Source organism: Sphingomonas sp., from assembly GCF_035555815.1.
In the GTDB taxonomy this organism is placed as follows: Bacteria; Pseudomonadota; Alphaproteobacteria; order Sphingomonadales; family Sphingomonadaceae; genus Sphingomonas.
This window is the reverse complement of the sequence record NZ_DATMGG010000050.1, coordinates 15,590-33,332: the sequence shown is the minus strand read 5'-3', so window position 1 is coordinate 33,332 and position 17,743 is coordinate 15,590. Positions and strand designations below refer to the sequence as shown.

Annotated in this window: 15 protein-coding genes; 7 read left to right on the top strand and 8 right to left on the bottom strand. The window is 68.6% G+C overall.

From position 1 onward, the window contains the following. Positions 1-127 precede the first annotated feature (127 nt). The gene (locus tag VNR91_RS02920; RefSeq protein WP_325489292.1) at positions 128-1,477 is read left to right on the top strand and encodes a M24 family metallopeptidase; all 1,350 of its coding nucleotides are present in this window, start codon (positions 128-130) and stop codon (positions 1,475-1,477) included. Between the two features lie 327 nt (positions 1,478-1,804). Here the strand turns inward: VNR91_RS02920 and VNR91_RS02915 are convergent, their stop codons facing one another. Continuing rightward, positions 1,805-3,529 carry an alpha/beta hydrolase-fold protein gene (locus VNR91_RS02915; RefSeq protein ID WP_325489291.1) on the bottom strand — a complete coding sequence of 575 codons (1,725 nt, stop codon included), beginning with the start codon at positions 3,527-3,529 and terminating at the stop codon, positions 1,805-1,807. 921 nt (positions 3,530-4,450) lie between these two features. On the opposite strand from VNR91_RS02915, the gene VNR91_RS02910 reads away from it, so the two are divergent. Continuing rightward, on the top strand, positions 4,451-5,317 hold the full coding sequence (locus tag VNR91_RS02910; RefSeq protein ID WP_325489290.1) for a BadF/BadG/BcrA/BcrD ATPase family protein: 867 nt from the start codon (positions 4,451-4,453) through the stop codon (positions 5,315-5,317). A 42-nt stretch (positions 5,318-5,359) separates the two neighbouring features. On the opposite strand, the gene nagA is transcribed toward VNR91_RS02910, so the two are convergent. Both nagA and VNR91_RS02900 read right to left on the bottom strand, forming a co-directional pair. Further along, on the bottom strand, positions 5,360-6,511 hold the full coding sequence (gene nagA / locus VNR91_RS02905; RefSeq protein ID WP_325489289.1) for an N-acetylglucosamine-6-phosphate deacetylase: 1,152 nt from the start codon (positions 6,509-6,511) through the stop codon (positions 5,360-5,362). Continuing rightward, positions 6,508-7,545 carry an SIS domain-containing protein gene (locus VNR91_RS02900; protein WP_325489288.1) on the bottom strand — a complete coding sequence of 346 codons (1,038 nt, stop codon included), beginning with the start codon at positions 7,543-7,545 and terminating at the stop codon, positions 6,508-6,510. Before VNR91_RS02900 ends, nagA begins: the two co-directional genes overlap by 4 nt. A 91-nt stretch (positions 7,546-7,636) precedes the next feature. Here VNR91_RS02900 and VNR91_RS02895 point away from each other — a divergent pair, with 91 nt between their 5' ends. Beyond that, on the top strand, positions 7,637-8,521 hold the full coding sequence (locus VNR91_RS02895; protein ID WP_325489287.1) for an N-acetylmuramic acid 6-phosphate etherase: 885 nt from the start codon (positions 7,637-7,639) through the stop codon (positions 8,519-8,521). Beyond that, positions 8,514-9,299 (top strand): GntR family transcriptional regulator, encoded by a 786-nt coding sequence (locus VNR91_RS02890; protein WP_325489286.1) that lies wholly within the window; start codon positions 8,514-8,516, stop codon positions 9,297-9,299. The genes VNR91_RS02895 and VNR91_RS02890 overlap by 8 nt, the downstream gene beginning before the upstream one ends. Before the next feature lie 242 nt (positions 9,300-9,541). Here the strand turns inward: VNR91_RS02890 and VNR91_RS02885 are convergent, their stop codons facing one another. Beyond that, positions 9,542-9,937, bottom strand: coding sequence for a DUF983 domain-containing protein (locus VNR91_RS02885; RefSeq protein WP_325489285.1), 396 nt, complete (start codon positions 9,935-9,937; stop codon positions 9,542-9,544). A gap of 100 nt (positions 9,938-10,037) precedes the next feature. Here VNR91_RS02885 and VNR91_RS02880 point away from each other — a divergent pair, with 100 nt between their 5' ends. Continuing rightward, the gene (locus VNR91_RS02880; RefSeq protein WP_325489284.1) at positions 10,038-11,423 is read left to right on the top strand and encodes a PLP-dependent aminotransferase family protein; all 1,386 of its coding nucleotides are present in this window, start codon (positions 10,038-10,040) and stop codon (positions 11,421-11,423) included. Positions 11,424-11,453: 30 nt separating this feature from the next. On the opposite strand, the gene mtnA is transcribed toward VNR91_RS02880, so the two are convergent. The 4 genes from mtnA to mtnB are packed head-to-tail and all read right to left on the bottom strand — an operon-like array spanning position 11,454 to position 14,329. Then, on the bottom strand, positions 11,454-12,503 hold the full coding sequence (gene mtnA, locus VNR91_RS02875; protein ID WP_325489283.1) for an S-methyl-5-thioribose-1-phosphate isomerase: 1,050 nt from the start codon (positions 12,501-12,503) through the stop codon (positions 11,454-11,456). After that, on the bottom strand, positions 12,500-13,135 hold the full coding sequence (gene mtnC / locus VNR91_RS02870) for an acireductone synthase (RefSeq protein WP_325489282.1): 636 nt from the start codon (positions 13,133-13,135) through the stop codon (positions 12,500-12,502). Before mtnC ends, mtnA begins: the two co-directional genes overlap by 4 nt. A gap of 4 nt (positions 13,136-13,139) precedes the next feature. Further along, entirely contained in the window at positions 13,140-13,688 is a 549-nt protein-coding gene (locus VNR91_RS02865) for a 1,2-dihydroxy-3-keto-5-methylthiopentene dioxygenase (protein WP_325489281.1), read from the bottom strand. Beyond that, positions 13,685-14,329: a methylthioribulose 1-phosphate dehydratase gene (gene mtnB, locus VNR91_RS02860; RefSeq protein ID WP_325489280.1), complete on the bottom strand. Its 645-nt coding sequence runs from the start codon at positions 14,327-14,329 to the stop codon at positions 13,685-13,687. The genes VNR91_RS02865 and mtnB overlap by 4 nt, the downstream gene beginning before the upstream one ends. Before the next feature lie 86 nt (positions 14,330-14,415). Here mtnB and VNR91_RS02855 point away from each other — a divergent pair, with 86 nt between their 5' ends. Together VNR91_RS02855 and VNR91_RS02850 are read left to right on the top strand one after the other, a co-directional pair. Beyond that, the gene (locus VNR91_RS02855) at positions 14,416-15,579 is read left to right on the top strand and encodes an aminotransferase (protein WP_325489279.1); all 1,164 of its coding nucleotides are present in this window, start codon (positions 14,416-14,418) and stop codon (positions 15,577-15,579) included. Beyond that, complete coding sequence (locus VNR91_RS02850) at positions 15,576-17,741, top strand: penicillin acylase family protein (RefSeq protein ID WP_325489278.1); 2,166 nt, start codon at positions 15,576-15,578, stop codon at positions 17,739-17,741. Before VNR91_RS02855 ends, VNR91_RS02850 begins: the two co-directional genes overlap by 4 nt. Positions 17,742-17,743: the final 2 nt, after the last annotated feature.

Genomic DNA, 17,743 nt, shown 5'->3' with positions numbered 1-17,743 from the left:
CGGGCGTGTGGGGCATCCGGCTGGAGGATTGCTTCTACATGACGCCGTCGGGGCCGAAGTTCTTCTCCGTCCCGCCGCCCTCGATCGACAAGCCGTTCGACTGATCTTTCAACCGGGGGAATCCGACATGTCCATGCGTTTCGCACTGACGCTGCCGTTGCTGTTTGCCTGCGCGACCCCGGCGGTCGCGCAGGATCAGGGCGAGGCCTCGACCAGCCCGGCCTATCCGCGCATCGCGCCCGAGCGCGAACGCGCCGACATCCGCGACGCGTGGCTGAAGGAGCGGCTCGACACCGTCGCCCCGGCGCTGATGCGCGAACACGGCATCGACATGTGGGTGCTGGTGGCGCGCGAATATCTGGAGGACCCGGTGGTCTCCACGATGCTCAACGCCACCAACCTGCGCGCGCGGCGGCGGACGATCCTGGTGTTCTTCGACCCCGGCAACGGCAAGCCGGTCGAGCGGCTGGTGATCAGCAAGCACGGCATGGGCGAGATGTTCGCCGGATCGTGGGACATGGACAAGCAGCCCGACCAGTGGAAGCGGCTGGCCGAGGTGATCAGCGAGCGCAATCCGAAGAAGATCGCGCTCAACACATCGTCGCTGCTCGCCTTCGCCGACGGCATGACCTACAGCCAGTACAACGACCTGCTGGCGGTGCTGACGCCCGAACAGAAATCGCGGGTGGTGTCGGGCTTTCCGCTGGCGATCGGCTGGCTGGAAACGCGCACCGCCGCCGAGATGAAACGCTATCCCGAAATCGTCCGTATCGCCCATGCGATCATCGGCGAGGGCTTTTCGGGGAAGGTCATCAAGCCGGGCGTCACCACCAACCTCGATCTGGTGTGGTGGTATCGCCAGCGGGTGCGCGACCTGGGGCTCGATTCCTGGTTCCAGCCGTCGGTCTCTGTCCAGCGCCGTGGGACGCCCGGCATCCTGCGCGAGGAAGCGTCGGTGATCGAGAAGGGGGATATGCTGCGCGTCGACTTCGGCATCGTCTACCTCGGCTTCAACACCGATACGCAGCATATGGCCTATGTGCTGCGCGACGGGGAGAGCGACGCGCCGGCGGGATTGAAGGCGGGGTTGCTCGCCAACAACGGCGTGCAGGACGCGGTAACCTCCGAATTCCGCGTCGGGCGCACCGGCAACGAAGTGCTGGCCGCGGCGCGGGCCAAGGCGATCGCCCAAGGTCTGGAACCGCGGATCTATTCGCATCCGATCGGCTATCATGGCCACGGCGCGGGCAGCGCGATCGGCCTGTCGGAGGAGCAGAATTTCGTACCGCACGGCGAATATCGGCTGCGCCCCAACATCGCCTGGTCAATCGAGCTGACCGCGACCGCTGCGGTGCCCGAATGGGACGGGCAGACCGTCGCCTTCCAGAGCGAGGAGGATGCGTTCTTTGACGGCAAGACCGTCCGCTACATTGACGGCCGCCAGACCAAATTCCACCTGATCCGCGCGGAGGATTGAGGCAGCGGGAGTGAGGTCGGACGACCGTGGGCGGCGCCCCGACGGTATCGCACGATGCCTGTCCGGCCGCTCCTCAAAACCAGACCAGGCCAAACCAAAACCCGCCATTCCCGCGCAGGCGGGAATCGGTTTTCGTCGGCACCAGTGAGTCTCGCCGCCCTCAGCGACAACTGATTTCCGCCCGCGCGGGCATGCCGCTTGGTTGAGGGAAGCAGGGCAACTCGCGAGGTTGCCGCCACCGGCCGCCGATTACCGGACGCGCTCCGCGCCCGGCCGCGTTTCGGTTGCTCCCCGCCCCGGCTGCGCGCCGGGGCGGGGAGCAACCGCTTACTTGTACCGCCAACTCGTCACATCGGCGCCCGCCGGTGCCGTATCCGCGATCCGCTTCATGATCTTCGACACGTACATCGAATTATAGCGCAGGCGCGTGATGCCGTTGGGCTGGGTCGGGTCGCCGTTCCAGCAATGCTCGGCGCGGTCGCCATAGGCGACCTCGGCGTCGGCGGGGGGATTGCTGGTCTTCTTCAGGAACTCTTCGGTCAGGTAGACGGCGTTGTTGAGGTAGAAATTGTCCATGTCGCCGACATAGAGGTGGATCTTTCCACGCAATTTCGGCCCCAATGTCGCCCAGTCGCGCTCCATGATGTGGCGCAGGTCGTAGTTCTCGCGCCAATAGGCGGCGACCGACTTGTCGATCTTGCCCGTGGTCTTGTCCCAGATGCGCTTGGGGTAACCGTCCTCGCCCATCGGCGAATAGACCGCCTCCCAGATGTCCCACTGGCCGCCAGAGCGCGATTTGTCGCCGATCACCCGTTCGTAACGGTTCTCCTGTTCCACCGTCCAATTGACGTGGCCCAGATAGTCGCGGTTGATCGGGATCGGCACGCTGCCGAACATGCCGAACTTATAATAGGCGTTGTCGTCATCATAGATGTTGATGACCTTGGTCTGACGGAAATCGATCGAATCCGGGCATGACGCGAACGCGCCATTGTATTCGTCCGGGTATTTGACCTGTGCCGCCAGCGCGATCCAGCCGCCGGTCGACCCGCCATAGACGAACCGCGCCCAACCCTGACCGATGCCGCGGAATTTCTTTTCCAGCGCCGGAATGAATTCATACTGGATCGCGTCGCCGTACGGCCCCAGGTTTTCGGAGTTCACCGCATAGCTGTCATCGAAATACGGATTGGAATGGTCGATCTCGATGATCAGCATTCGCGGGAAATCGGGCGAGGCCCATTTTTGGTAAAAATCATAGGCTTCCTGCTCCTGGATGCGGTTGTAGCAATCCATCTGGAAGCGCGCGGCATAGACGCACGGCGCGTTGGGGTCGGGCGGCGTCGTGCGGAAATTGGCGAAGCCCTGCGGGAAGTGGCCGTGGTTGATGATCAGCGGATACCGCGCCTCTGGATGCTTGTCGAAATCCCTGGGCAGCAGGACATAGGCGTTGAGATAGGTGTCCCGGCCCCAGAATTTGGACAGGCTAGGGCTCTTGAACTTGAAATATTTGACGTGCTCGGTGTCCTGCGGTTCCGGAACCGGGGGCAGCGCCGTGTCGAGCACCAGCTTGATCTCGCCCGGCCGCTTCGGATCGAATGTCACCTGAACCGGCTTGCTGATCAGGTTGCCCGGCTCCTTGCGCCAGTTCTGCCCCGCGCCGCGCGCGGCGGGCAGCTTCACCACCTTGCCGTTCGACAGGTGGAAGGTGTCGTACTTGTTCAGCACCGCCTGCACCCAATAGGTGCCGGCCGGAATCTCGGGCATCGATTCGAGCGGGTAGCCGGTGATGCCGTTGCCGATCACGGTCGACTGGCGCGGCTTGAAATCATTGACGTCGACGCCAAAGATCTGCGCGGATTCTAGCCCGCGCGCCGCCTGAAAACGCGGCTCCGATTTCGGGTCCTTGCTGAAGATCAGCAGCACGCGCCCGTCGTAGCTGGCCTGCGGCAGTTTATCGCCCAGTTCGACGCGAAAGCTTTCAGCATGGGCGGCCGGGCAGGCGGCAGCGGTGCCGAGCAGGGCGGTCGCCCCCAGAAAACGACGAAACATCCCCATATTCCCCCCTTTTCGAACGCTTAGCGTGCGAGCGATATACGGATAACGTATACCGATTGGGGAGGCGACTCCTTTTGCGCACGCCTGTTCGGACAGCGCCCGATCTGGACTGGACCCTGCCTTGTCTTTGCGAACGGGCGCAGTCGGGAGAAGCAATCCTGCTACGTGCGCGCGGCCGTGGATCAGCCAAGGAAAGCGCCGCACAAGCCAGTTTGCGCCCGCGCTTCGATTCTAACGCGTCGCCAGCCGTCGTGCGCGCGGCGAATGCTCCGCGCCGGTGCCGCGCAGGCGATCGATCGCGCTCCACACCAGCAACGCTGCCGCGACCCGGACACAGGTTAGCGCGCCGCTGATCCGTCCGGGCGCGCGGCGGGGGCGGGGCGTGGATCGGCCGGGATGGCGCGCAACCGCGCGCAACGCGGGAGGAAGCGCGACCCAGCGCGCGCCGGACCGAATCATGTCCCGCCCGCATCGTTCGCAATCGCTGAACGCGAGGCCCCGGTGGACAGTGGTGTGGAACGACGGCCGGTGTCCGCACAGAACGCAACGGAGATTCATCTTGTGACTCAGCGGCCCGCCAGAAGTTGGGGTATCAGAGGAGATAAGCAACGTCGATACACGCCCCGGCGACAAGGAAACACTTCCCCGCCGGCCGATTACATGGATCGTTTACCATGTTCTTGGGCGATCGAGTCAATGGTTTCTATAGGTCAAAATGATGATTCTGACGTAATAGTGCGTAATCCGTCCTGAATAGGGAAATATTGGATCGACCAGAGTTAGAGTGACTTGTAAAATCTCAAATCGGGACGGTTAAAGGAGAGTTGCAACTTGAGCGGGGCGGGTAGAGCCGGGCGGGGCGCTCATGGACATACCACCTCAATACCAGTTATGAGCCGCGCGCGAGGATCGACGATGAACTATTTCCTGGGAATCGACGCGGGCGGAAGCCATTGCCGCAGCCGGCTGATCGACGCCGACGGCACTATTCTGGGCGTCGGTGAGACCGGGCCGGCCAACACGCGGGTCGGTCTGGAGACGCTCTATGCGACGCTGATGGAGGCGGCGGGCCAGGCGATCGCGATGGCCGGACTCGACGACGCGCAGGCCGCGACCATCGCCGCCGGGATCGGCATCGCCGGGCTGACCCGCGCCGGCGTGCGCGCCCGGATCGAGGGGCTGGCGTGGCCGTTCGAGGCGGTGCGTTTCGAAACCGACGCCGTGATCGCCAATATCGGCGCGCACATGGGACAGGACGGCGCGACGCTGGTGATCGGTACCGGCAGCATCGCCCAGATCCGGCATGAGGGGAAGAATTTCGCGATCGGCGGCTATGGCTTTCCGATCTCCGACGAGGGCAGCGGCGCGGCGTTGGGCCTGAGCGCGATGCGCCACGCGCTGCGCGCGCTCGACGGGCGGACCAAGCCGACCCCGCTGAGCAGCGCGGTCACCGCGCGGTTCGATCATGAGACGGTACGGGCGGTGGCGTGGATGGATGAGGCGACGCCGCGCGACTATGCCGCCTTCGCCCCGCTGGTGATGGACTATGCCGAGGCCAACGACGCGATCGCGCGGTCGATCGTCGAGGATGCTGCGCAGCATATCGAACGGTTCATCGAGACGATCTTCGAACGGGGAGCGCCGCGCTGCGCGCTGGCGGGCGGGCTGTCGCAGCGGATGCGGCCGTGGCTGCGCGAGCGTACCGTCGCGCGGCTGAGCGAGGCGCTGGGCGATCCGCTCGACGGCGCGCTGTACCTTGCCGGATATCGCCGGGCGGCCTGACGCGCCTGCCTATCCGCCCGAACCGCCGGGCGCCGCCCGACGCTATTCGCCGACCTCCGCCAGCGCGCCCCCGATCCAGCTGCGGGTGACGCGGCGATCCTCGTCCAGATGGACCAGATCGGCGCGCAGCCCCGGCGCGATCGTGCCGGTATCGCCGTCCAGGCGGAGGAAGCGCGCCGGATTGGCGCTCGCCAGCCGCGATGCAATCGTGAGGTCGACCCCGAGCAGGTCGATCGCGTTGCGCAACGCCTCCGCCATGGTCAGCGCCGATCCGGCCAGCGTGCCGTCGGCGCCGCGCAGCACGCCGTCGGCGACGGTGATCTCGCGCCCCATCAGGCTGAACCGGGTCAGGTCGGTGCCGACCGACGGCATCGCATCGGTGACCAGCATCGCCCCGTCGACCCCGCGCGCCGCCAGCGCGATCCGCAGCGTGGCGGGGGCGACATGGTGGCCGTCGACGATCAGCCCGAAATGGCTCGCCCGATCGTCGAGCGCGGCGCCGACCATGCCGGGTTCGCGGCTGCCGAGCTGGGTCATCGCGTTGAACAGATGGGTGAACCCCGCCAGCCCTTCGTCCAGCGCGGCGCGGGTCTGGGCGTGATCGGCCATGCTGTGCCCGCCGGCGACCACCACCCCCGCCGCCGCCAGCGCGCGGATCATCCCCGGCGGCGCCAGTTCGGGCGCCAGCGTCACCAGCCGCACCCCCCGGCCGGGCCGGGTAAGCAGCGCCAGCGCCGCATCGTCGAGCGTGCGGAACTTGGCGGCGTCATGGATGCCACGCTTGTCGGCGTTGATGAACGGGCCTTCGATATGGATGCCGATCACGCCGGGCACGCCCGCGGCGATCGCTTCGTCGGTCGCGGCGATCGCACGGTCGATCACCGCCAGATCGTCGCTGATCAGTGTCGGCAGCAGCGCGGTGGTGCCATAGCGACGGTGCGCGGCGGCGATCGCGGCGATGCCGTCGACGCTGGGCGCATCGTTGAACAGCACGCCGCCGCCGCCGTTGACCTGGGTATCGATGAAGCCGGGCAGCAGCCACCCGCCGTCAAGCGTGACGACATCGTCCGCCGCCGGCGCCTCGTCCCGCTCGAGCAGGCGCAGGATGCGGCCATCCTCGATCAGGAGCCCATGGGCGGCGGAGGCGCCGTGTGGCGACAGCACGCGCGCGCCGACGATTGCGGTAGCGGTCATAGCGTGCGGGTCACCTTGGCCAGATAGGGCGGGTGATCGGGATCGCGACCGCGTGCGCGCGCCAGCGCCTCTGCCAGGCGGTAGAAGCTGGCGATCTGGCCGATCGCGCCGATCACCGGATGGGCATGGCGCACGATCGGCAGGCGGATCGCCGCGCCCGCCGTATCCGCGTCGTCGCCCGCCGCGATTACACGCGCGCCGCGTTCGGCAAAGGCGGCGATGCGTTCGGCGGTGCCCTCCCGCGCGGGATCCTCCGGCGCGAAGACGAACACCGGATCGCCTGCCGCTATCAGCGTCATCGGGCCGTGCGCGACCTCGGCGATGCTGAACGCCTCGGCATGGAGCGCGGAGGTCTCCTTGAACTTCAGCGCCGCCTCGCCCGCGATCGGCAGCGTCAGCCCGCGCCCGAGCACCAGCAGCGATCGCGGTCCGGTGAGCAGCGGCAACGCCGCGCTCCAGTCGAGGGCGAACGAGCGGTCAATCGCGCTGCCGACCTCGCCGATCGCCTGGCTGAGCAGATCGTCGTTAGACCAGGCGGCGACGAACTGGGTCACCGCGACCAGCGACGCGACGAAGCTCTTGGTCGCCGCGACGCTGCGTTCGGGGCCGGCATGGAGCGGCAGCAGGTGATCGGCCAGCGCCGCCAGCGGCGACTGCTCATCATTGACCATCGCGATGATGATCGCGCCGACGTCCTTCGCCTCCTGGGCCGCGGCGATCAGGTCGGGACTGCGGCCCGACTGCGATATGACGAGCAACGGCACCCCGGCCAGCCTTGGTGAGGTGGTGCGATAGAGCGACCCGATCGACGGCGGGTGGCTGACCACGGGCAGGCGCAGCCGCGTCTCGAACAGCACCTTGGCAAAGCTGGCGGCGTGATCCGAACTGCCCCGCGCCAGCGTCGCCACGAACGGCGGGTCGATCGTGCGCAACCGATCGGTGATCCCGGCCACGCGATCGCGGTTGGCGGTGACCTGGCGGGTGGCGGCGGCGCCCGCTTCGGCGGCTTCCGCAAACATCAGGCTGGTAGTCATCGCGCCGGTGCATAATACCAATGCTGGGCAAATGCCAGTTTCGGTATTAGAGTGGTTTTATCCCCAACCGACGACGAGATGCTGAAAAAGAATGACGACCGAAACGGTGGACCCACGCTATGCCGATCTCGATCGCTGGCCGACCGCACTGGCGGTGGAGGCGATGCTGGAGGGGCAGATGGCGGCCATCGCCGCGCTGAAGGATCAATCCGGGGCGATCGCCGCCGCCGCCGATGCCGCCGCCGCGCGGCTAAGGGAGGGCGGTCGGCTGGTCTACGTCGGCGCCGGCACGTCGGGCCGCGTCGCGGTGCAGGACGGGGTGGAATTGACGCCGACCTATAGCTGGCCGGACGAGCGGCTGGTGTTCCTGCTCGCCGGTGGAATGGACGCGCTTGCCCACAGCGCCGAAGGCGCCGAGGACGACGACGCGGCGGCGCGCGCGGAAATCGCCGCCGCCGATATTGGACAGAACGATGTGGTGATCGGCGTCGCGGCGAGCGGGCGCACGCCCTATGCCGTCGCCGCGATCGACGCGGCGCGCGCGGCCGGCGCGTTGACGATCGGGCTGGCCAACAATCCCGGCACGCCGCTGCTGGCCGGGGCCGAACACCCGATCCTGGCCGATACCGGCAGCGAGATCGTCGCCGGATCGACCCGGATGAAGGCGGGGACGGCGCAGAAGGTCGCGCTCAACCTGCTGTCGACCGCGATCATGCTGCGGCTGGGGCGGGTCTATCGCGGGCTGATGGTCAACATGCGCGTATCGAACGTCAAGTTGCAGGGGCGCGCCAACGCCATCGTCCGCGACGTCGCGCAGGTCTCCGCCGAACGCGCCGGTGCGGCGCTGACCCATGCCGGCAACGATATCGCGCGCGCGATCCTGATCGCGCGGGGCATGGACGGTGACAGCGCCGCCGCGACGTTGTTGCGGCACCACCATAATCTGCGCGCCGCGATCGAGGCTGGCGATGCGTGACCAACTGGGAAGTTCGCAGTCGGACAGCACGCCGCTGTACCTGCAGCTCGCCCGCAACCTGCGCGATCATATCGCCAGCGGCGGGGTCGGCCCCGGCCACGCGCTGCCGTCGGAGCGTGACCTGTCGGAGATGACCGGCATGTCGCGCGTCACCGTGCGCAAGGGCATCGAAACGCTGATCGCCGAAGGGCTGCTGGTTCGCCGGCAGGGATCGGGCACCTTCGTAGCGCGACGGATCGAGGCGGCGGGCGCGGTGCTGAGCAGCTTCAGCGAGGAGGCGCGGTCGCGCGGGGAGGATCCCGGCGTGATCTGGATCATGCGCCGCCACGCCGTCGCGACCGAGGAGGAGGCAACGATGCTCGACCTTCCGGCGGGCGCGCAGGTGGCGCGACTGAGCCGGGTGCGGCTGGCCGACGGCGAGCCTCTCGCGATCGAACATGCCGTGGTGCCGGCGAGTTTCCTGCCCGATCTCGATGCGCTGGGCGATTCGCTCTATGCTGCGCTGGAGACCACCGGAGCGCGGCCGATCTCCGGCACGCAGCGCATCCGCGCGTCGCTGGCGACCCCGACCGAGGCGGGAATCCTTTCGATCGGCGAAAATGCCGAGGTGCTGCGCATCGAGCGGCTGACCCGCGTCGCGGACGGCCGCCCGGTCGAGTTCACCCGATCCGCCTATCGCGGCGATCGCTATGATTTCGTCACCGACCTGGCCGGCGGCGGCGTGGTGTCAGACGCTCCGCGCCGGGCGGGCGAGCCGGGGCGCGCCGGGGCGGAATAGGGCTGGCGGGTGCCGCGCGGCGGCGGGTGGATTGCGTTCACGCGAAGCCGCGAAGGCTTTTGTTCGTTCGGAGGCGCGGGGTGTTGCTCTGCGCGCGCGGGTTGTTCCGGCCGGGCTACGGTGCTTTCGGCGGCGGGCGGGCTTTCGTTCTTTTCGTCCGTCATCCCGGCGAAGGCCGGGGACCCAGGGCCGCAGGGCGGGTTGTGAACGAACGGATCGACGGCTGAACAGCGGCGCTCGCGCTACGGCTTGACCAGCCGCGCCTCGCGCGCGCGGTAGAAGAATTGGCTGCACACCAGCCAGCCCTTCAGCGGGCGGAGCGGCGCCAGGCAGGTGACGATCAGGAACGGCAGGCTCGTCACCAGGTGGACCCACATCGGCGGATCGGCGTAGATCTGGAGCAACAGCGCAAAGGTCACCGCCGGCACGCAGCCGAAGCAGATGACGAAGAAGGCCGGGCCGTCCGCCGGATCGGCGAAGCTGTAGCTCAGTCCGCAATGGTCGCACTGCGGGCGCAGCTTCAGGAAGCCCTCGAACAGGTCGCCCTGGCCGCAGCGCGGGCATTTGCCGCGGATCCCGGTCCGCACCGGATCGAGGCGGGGCCAATCCTGCTGCAATTCGTCGGCGGCTTCGGCCATGGGGTCTTCCTGTTGCATGCGCCCGCGAATCGTCGCGGATTGCCCAGCGCATATATTCAATGTATGCCATACATACAACATGCATAAGCAAGGCGTTGACATGCAAAACTGGACGCCAGACCTGTCGCGAGAAGATGGGCCGAAATATCTGGCGATCGCGGCCGCGCTGACGCGCGACATCCACGGCGGGGCGCTGCGCCCGGGCGACCGGCTGCCGCCGCAAAGGACGCTGGCCGAACGGCTTTCGGTCGATCTCACCACCGTCACCAAGGCCTATAACGAGGTGCGCCGCAGCGGCCTGATCGAAGGCGGCGGGCGTCGGGGCAGCTTCGTGCGCGGGGCCGCGGCGGACGAAGCCTCGGGCGATGCCGCGCCGCCCGACACCGGCATGAACCTGCCCCCCGATCCGCTGGGCGGCACGCTTGCCGATCGCTATCGGCGCGCGGTCGCGACGGTGCTGACCGGGCCGGCGGCGGCTGCGCGGTTCCATTATCAGCCCGGCGGCGGCGCTGTCGCGGACCGTGAGGCGGGCGCCGCGTGGCTGCGCGCGATCGGGATCGAGGCTTCGGCGGACACGGTGTTGCTCGCCAGCGGCGGGCAGAACGCGCTGCACGCGATCGTCGGGGCGGTGCTGTCGCCCGGCGATGCGGTGGCGGTCGCGCGCCATGTCTATCCCGGCTTTCTCGCGCTGGCGCGGCGTTATGGCATCCCGCTGGTGACGGTGGCGGGCGATGACGAGGGGATCGACCCCGACGCACTCGACGCGCATTGCCGCGCGCAGGCGATCCGCGCGCTGTACGTCGTGCCGACCAACGACAATCCGACCGCAGCGACGATGGGCGCGGCGCGGCGCGCGGCGCTGGCGGAGGTGGCGCGGCGCCATGACCTCACCATCATCGAGGACGATGCCTATGGCCGGCTGCCCGATGCGCCGACGCCGCCGATCGCGGCGCTGGCGCCGGAGCGGACGTGGCACGTCGCCAGCCTGTCGAAACTGATCTCGCCGGGGCTGCGCATCGCCTATCTGCGCGCGCCGTCGGTCAGGCACGCGTGGCGGCTGGCGACCGACCTGCACGAGACGGCGGTGATGGCGCCGCCGCTCAACGCCGCGATCGCTAGCCTGTGGCTGCGCGACGGCGGGATCGACGCGCTGGCGGGGGAGGTGCGCGCGGAGGCGGTGGCGCGGATGGCGCTGGCGCGGGAGATCTTAAGCGAGGTGCCGTTCGCGGCGCATCCGCAGGGATACCATCTGTGGCTGCCGCTGCCCGATGGTGTGGCGGCGGGCGACGTGGTCAACGCGCTGCGCCCGGCCGGGCTGTCGGTGGTGCCGGCGGCGGCGTTCGCGGTCGATCCGGCCGATGCGACGGCGGCGTTGCGCGTCTCAATCGGCGGGGGGCTGTCGCGGGAGCGGCTGTCGCGAACCCTCCAACTGCTCGACGCTTTGCTCGATCAGGGTGGGCGGCGGAACGGGACCGCGTTCGTGTGACATTATGTATGGTTGTACAGCCATACATAATCATCCGATCCGGTCGAGCACGCCCCGTTCGGTGATATAGCCCGTCACCAGCCTGGCCGGGGTGATGTCGAACGCCGGATTGCGGACGGGGGAGGCGGTGACGCGCACGCTCGCCAGCGCGCCGTCGGCGGTCGGGCCGGTCAGCCACGCCAGCTCGTTGCCGTCGCGTTCCTCGATCGGCACAGCGTCGCCGCTCTGTGTCGCCGGATCGAACGTCGTGTAGGGCAGCGCGACATAGAACGGCACGCCGTTGTCGTACGCCGCCAGCGCCTTCAGATAGGTGCCGATCTTGTTGCAGACATCGCCGTTGGCGGTGACGCGGTCGGTGCCGACGATCACAGCGTCGACCTGCCCGCGCATCATCAGCAGCCCGCCGGCATTGTCGGCGATCACGCTGTGCGGCACGCCGTGGTTTGCCAGCTCGAACGCGGTGAGCAGCGCGCCCTGGTTGCGCGGCCGGGTTTCGTCCACCCAGACATGGACGGGGATACCGGCGTCATGGGCGAGGTAGATCGGCGCGGTCGCGGTGCCATAGTCGACCGTCGCCAGCCAGCCGGCGTTGCAATGGGTGAGGATGTTGAGCGGGCGACCGGGATGGCGCGCGTACAGCGCCCGCAGCAATTCCAGCCCGTGCTCGCCGATCGCCCGGCACAGCGCCGCGTCCTCGTCACAGATCGCGTCGGCGCGGGCGAAGGCCGCCTCGGCGCGCTGGGCGGGCGGCAGCGGGCGCACCGTCTCCACCACCCGATCGAGCGCCCAGCGCAGGTTGATCGCGGTCGGGCGGGTGGCGTGGAGCATCGCGTCGGCGGTGGCCAGCGAGTCGTCGCTCGGGTCCGCCGCCAGCGCCATCGCCAGGCCATAGGCGGCGGTGGCGCCGATCATCGGCGCGCCGCGAGTCCACATCTCGCGGATCGCGCGCGCGGCCTGATCGGCGTCGCGCAGTTCGACCCATCGCACTTCCCACGGCAGCAGCCGCTGGTCGAGGATGCACGCGCCGCGCCCGTCGGCGGTGCGGGTGATCGACCGGGTGGGCTTCCCCTCCAGGATCACGGCAACACCTCGGCCAGGCTGGCGACGTCGCCGGCATCGCCCGCGCGGTCGATCAGCAGCGCGGCCAGCCCCGCCGCGCGCGCGGCGTCGGTCTCGGCGGCGATGTCGGACACGAACAGGATGGCGGCGGGGGGCAGGTCCAGCGCCGCGGCGATGGCGCGGTAGGAGCCGGCGTCGCGCTTGGCGCCGACGCGGGTGTCGAAATAGCCGGACAGCAGCGGGGTCAGGTCGCCCGCGATGCTGTGGCCGAAGATCAGCTTCTGCGCCGCGACCGATCCCGACGAATAGATGTGGACCGGCACCCCCGCCGCCTTCCACCGCCGCAGCGCGTCGGGAGTGTCGGGATAGACATGCCCCTTCAGCGTGCCGTCGGCATAGCCATCCGCCCAGATCATCCCCTGCAACGTCTTGAGTGGGGTTTCCTTGCGATCCTCGTCGATCCACTCGATCAACGTCGCGACCGGATCGTCGCCGGGAACCTCGGCCAGCAATGGCGCGGTCGCCTCGCGATGCTGCGCAACATAATCCGCGAGATGCGCGCGGGCATAGGGGAACAGCACCTCCGCGACGAAGGCGATGCTGCTGGTCGTCCCCTCGATATCGAGGAGGATGGCGCGGGGCGGCGCGGGCATCGGCTCAGGCCGCGACCGGCTCGTGGCGCGGGAAGCGCGCGGCGATATCGTCGCCGGTGAAATGCGCGATCCAACCGTCGGGATTGACGAACAGCCGGATCGCGGTGAAGCGCGGGCTTGGCCCCATGTCGAACCAGTGCGGCATCCCGGCGGGGACGGAGATCAGGTCGCCGGCGGTGCACAACAGCGCGTGGACCTTGCCCCCGCTGTGGAGCGTGAACAGCCCCTCGCCCGCGACGAAGAAGCGCACTTCATCCTCATTGTGACGATGTTCCTCGAGGAATTTGGTGCGCGCCGCCGCGCGGTCGGGGTGATCGGGCATCATCCGCACCACGTCGACCGACCGGTACCCGCCCACCGCCTTCAGCCGGGCGATGTCGGCGGCATAGGCGGCGATCACCTCGTCGCCGCTCGCGTCGTCGGAAAGCGCGCGCAGCGGCCAGCGCTCGAAGCGCACGCCGATCAAGCGCATCGCCGCCGCGATCGCATCGGGATCGCTGGTGTGGAGGTCGGGCGCGCCGCCCCCTTCATCGAAGCGGGTCAGCTCGGTCATGCGCGAAAGCTCCGTTCGGCCAGTTCGGCGGCGATCAGCCATTCGATCGCCTCGGCGACGCGCTCGGCCTCGTCGACATCCTTGCCCCAGGCGTAGATGCCGTGGGCGCGGATCATGAACGCGGGCAGCGCGTCGGCCGCGCCCAGTACCGGCGCCAGCGCGGATTCGATGTCGGCCATGTCCTGGCTGTTGTCGACCAGCGGCAGGGTGCGGCGCGTGTCATGGGTGGTGACGCCCGGAAACGCCTTCAGCATCTCATGCCCCGCGAATACCCATCGGTCGTCGCGCGCTGCCCGGCTCCAGCCGACCGCGCCCGGCGAATGCCAGTGGAGGATCGCGCCGGTCGCGGGAAAGCGCCGGTAGAGCATCAGGTGCAGCGCGGTTTCGGCCGATGGGCGGCCCGGATCGATCGGGGCGCCGCCATCGTCGATCCGCATGAAATCGAGCGGGGTCAGCCGGCCCGTGTGCGTGCCCGACCGGGTGATCGCGATGCTGCCGTCCGCCAGCCGGGCCGAATGATTGCCCGATGTCGCCGCCGCCAGCCCGCGCCGGTCGAGCCGCCGCGCCGCCGCGATCAGCGCCGCGACCGCGCTCGCCTGGTCCACCGGGACCGCCGGCGCGGGAAGGGGATCGGAGGCCATGGCGTGCGAATAGCGCGCCGCAGGTTTCGCCGGCAATGCCGAGTTGCTACGCCGTCCCCGCAATTTTCCTTTTTCGGATGCCGCCGATGAACCCCGTCTATGCCGCGCTCGGCACCACCATTTTCGAAGCGATGTCGGCGCGGGCGCGGGCGAGCGGGGCGATCAACCTGGGGCAGGGCTTTCCTGACGGTCCCGGCCCCGCGCCGGTGCTGCGCGCGGCGGCAGAGGCGCTGACCGCGCGATCGAACCAGTATCCGCCGATGGCCGGCATCCCCGAACTGCGGCTGGCGGTCGCCGATCATTACCGCGCGGCGCAGGGGCTGGACCTGAGCGCGGAAGAAGTGATCGTCACCTCCGGCGCGACCGAGGCGCTGGCGGCGGCGATCCTTGCGCTGGTGTCGCCGGGGGACGAGGTGATCCTGCTCCAGCCGCTGTACGACGCCTATCTGCCGCTGGTCGAGCGCGCCGGCGGGGTGGCACGGCTGGTCCGTCTGGAACCGCCTGAATGGCGCGTGACCGAGGCGATGCTGGAGGCGGTGGCCGGACCGCGCACCCGCCTCATCATCCTCAACAACCCCGTCAATCCGCTCGGCACAATAATGAGCGCGGCGGAACTTGAGGCGATCGCGCGGTTCTGCGTCGGGCGAGACGTCATCGCGATCTGTGACGAGGTGTGGGAGCATGTCGTGTTCGACGGCGCCCGACACCGCCCGCTGATCGGCGTGTCGGGAATGCGCGATCGGACGGTCAAGATCGGATCGGCGGGCAAGATCTTTGCGCTCACCGGCTGGAAAGTCGGCTGGATGTGCGCCGCCCCGGCGCTGGCGCAGGGGCTGGCGCGCGCGCACCAGTTCCTGACCTTCACCACCCCGCCCAATCTGCAATGGGCGGTGGCTGAGGGGCTGGCTAAACATGGAGACTGGATCGCGGGCGCCAGCGCGGGATTCCAGCGTTCGCGCGATCGGCTGGCGGCGGGACTGGCGGCGATCGGGCTGCGCACAACGCCCAGCGCCGCCACCTATTTCCTGTCGATCGATCTCGCCGCGTCGGGCATCGCGATGGACGATCGCACGTTCTGCGAATGGATGATCGAGCGGGCCGGCCTGGTCGGTATCCCGATCTCCGCCTTTTACGCCGAAGCGCCCGTTACCCATCTGGTCCGCCTGTGCTTTGCCAAGGAGGATGCCACGCTCGACGCCGCGCTGGAGCGGCTGGGCGCGGCGTTGCCCGAACTGGAGATACGCGCATGAACCGCCTCGCCTTGGTCGCTTTGCTGCCGCTGTCGTTGCTGATCGGCGCCGCGCCCGATCAACGACCGGCCGAGGCGGACCGCGTGACGATCACCCGCGACGACTGGGGTATCGCCCATGTCTACGGCCGCAGCGACGCCGACGCGGTGTTCGGCGCGATCTATGCCCAGGCGGAGGATGACTTCCCGCGCGTCGAGGCCAATCTGCTTACCGCGCTGGGACGCACCGCGGAGGCGGAGGGCGAGGAGGCGATCTGGCAGGATCTTCGCCAGCGCCTCTATGTCGATCCCGTCGCGTTGAAAGCCGACTATGTCAAAAGCCCGGCGTGGCTGCGCAAGCTCATGGATAGCTGGGCGGCGGGGCTGAACTATTATCTGGCGTCGCACCCGCAGGTGAAGCCGCGCGTGCTCACCCGGTTCGAACCGTGGATGGCGCTGTCGTTCACCGAAGGGAGCATCGGCGGCGACATCGAACGCGCTGATCTGCGCAAGCTCGCCAGCTTCTATGGCGCGCCGCCCAGGATCGCGCTTCTCGAACGCCCGCACAGTGACGAACCGAGCGGGTCGAACGGCATCGCCATCGCGCCGAAGCTAACCCGCGACGGCCATGCGCTGTTGCTGATCAACCCGCACACCAGTTTCTTCTTCCGATCCGAGCTGGAGATGAAGAGCGACGAGGGTCTGCACGCCTATGGCGCGTCCACCTGGGGGCAGTTCTTCCTCTATCAGGGGTTCAATGAGCGGCTGGGCTGGATGCACACCAGCAGCGGGGTCGATTCGGTCGATGAATTCGCCGAGACGATCGAGACGGTCGGCGATCGCCATTTCTATCGGCACGGCAAGATGCTGCGCCCGGTGACGGTCAAGCCGGTGACAGTTCGCTATCGGCGCGGCGACGGCAGCATCGCCAGCCGCACCTTCACCACCTATGCCACCCATCACGGCCCGATCGTCCGCGCGGAGGGGGGCAAGTGGATCGCCTTTGCCATGATGCACAAGCCGGTGCCGGCGCTCGAACAGAGCTGGCTCAGGACCAAGGCGCGCGATTTCGCCACCTATCTGAAGGTCGCCGAGCGGCAGGCCAATTCGTCGAACAACACCGTCTATGCCGACGCCGACGGCCATATCGCGCTGCTCCACCCGCAATTCGTGCCGGTGCGCAGCCCGGCGCTCGACTATCGCGCGCCGGTCGACGGCAGCGATCCCGCCGCCGACTGGCGCGGGCTGACCCCAACCGCGAAGCTGCCGCAGGTGCGCGATCCCTCCGGCGGCTGGCTGTACAACAGCAACGACGCACCGTGGCGCGCGGCGGGGGCGGACAGTCCACGCGCGGCGGCGTTCCCGCGCTACATAGACCAGGCGGGCGCCAATCCGCGTGGCGACCATGCCACCGCGCTGCTGGCGCAGGCGCGCGCGCTGACGCCGGAGGGACTGCGCCAGATCGCCTATGATCCGGCACAGCCCGGCTTCACCCGGCTGATCCCGCCGCTCGTCGCGGCGTGGGAGGGGTTGTCGGCGAACGATCCGCTGCGTGCTCGGCTGGCCGGGCCGGTCGCGCTGCTGCGGCCGTGGGACGGGCGCTGGTCGGCGACGTCAGAGCCGACCACGCTCGCCAACTACTGGGGCGAGGAATTGTGGACCACCGCAGCGCGGCCGGCCGCCGCGGCACGCGCCAATGTCTATGACTGGATGGCCGACCGGCTCACCCCGGTCGAACGGCTGGCGGCGCTCGACCGCGCGGTCGACCGGCTCCAGCGCGAATGGGGCGGCTGGCGCGTGGCGTGGGGCGAGGTCAACCGTTTCCAGCGCAACGACGGTGCGATCGTCCAGACCTTCGATGACGCCCGGCCCAGCATTCCGGTGCCGTTCGCGTCGGCGCGCTGGGGCAGCCTCGCGTCGTTCGGGGCGCGGGCCTATCCGGGTACGCGGCGCTGGTATGGCACCAGCGGCAACAGCTTCGTCGCGATCGTCGAGTTCGGCCCGCGCGTGCGCGCCTGGGGCGTTTCGGCGGGCGGGGAGAGCGGCGATCCGGCGTCACCCCACTTCGGGGATCAGGCGAAACGCTATGCCGACGGCGACCTGCGCCCGATCTATTTCTATCCCGAAGACCTCAAGGGACATATAACCCACAGCTATAGACCGGGTCCGCGAAACGATCGGTGACG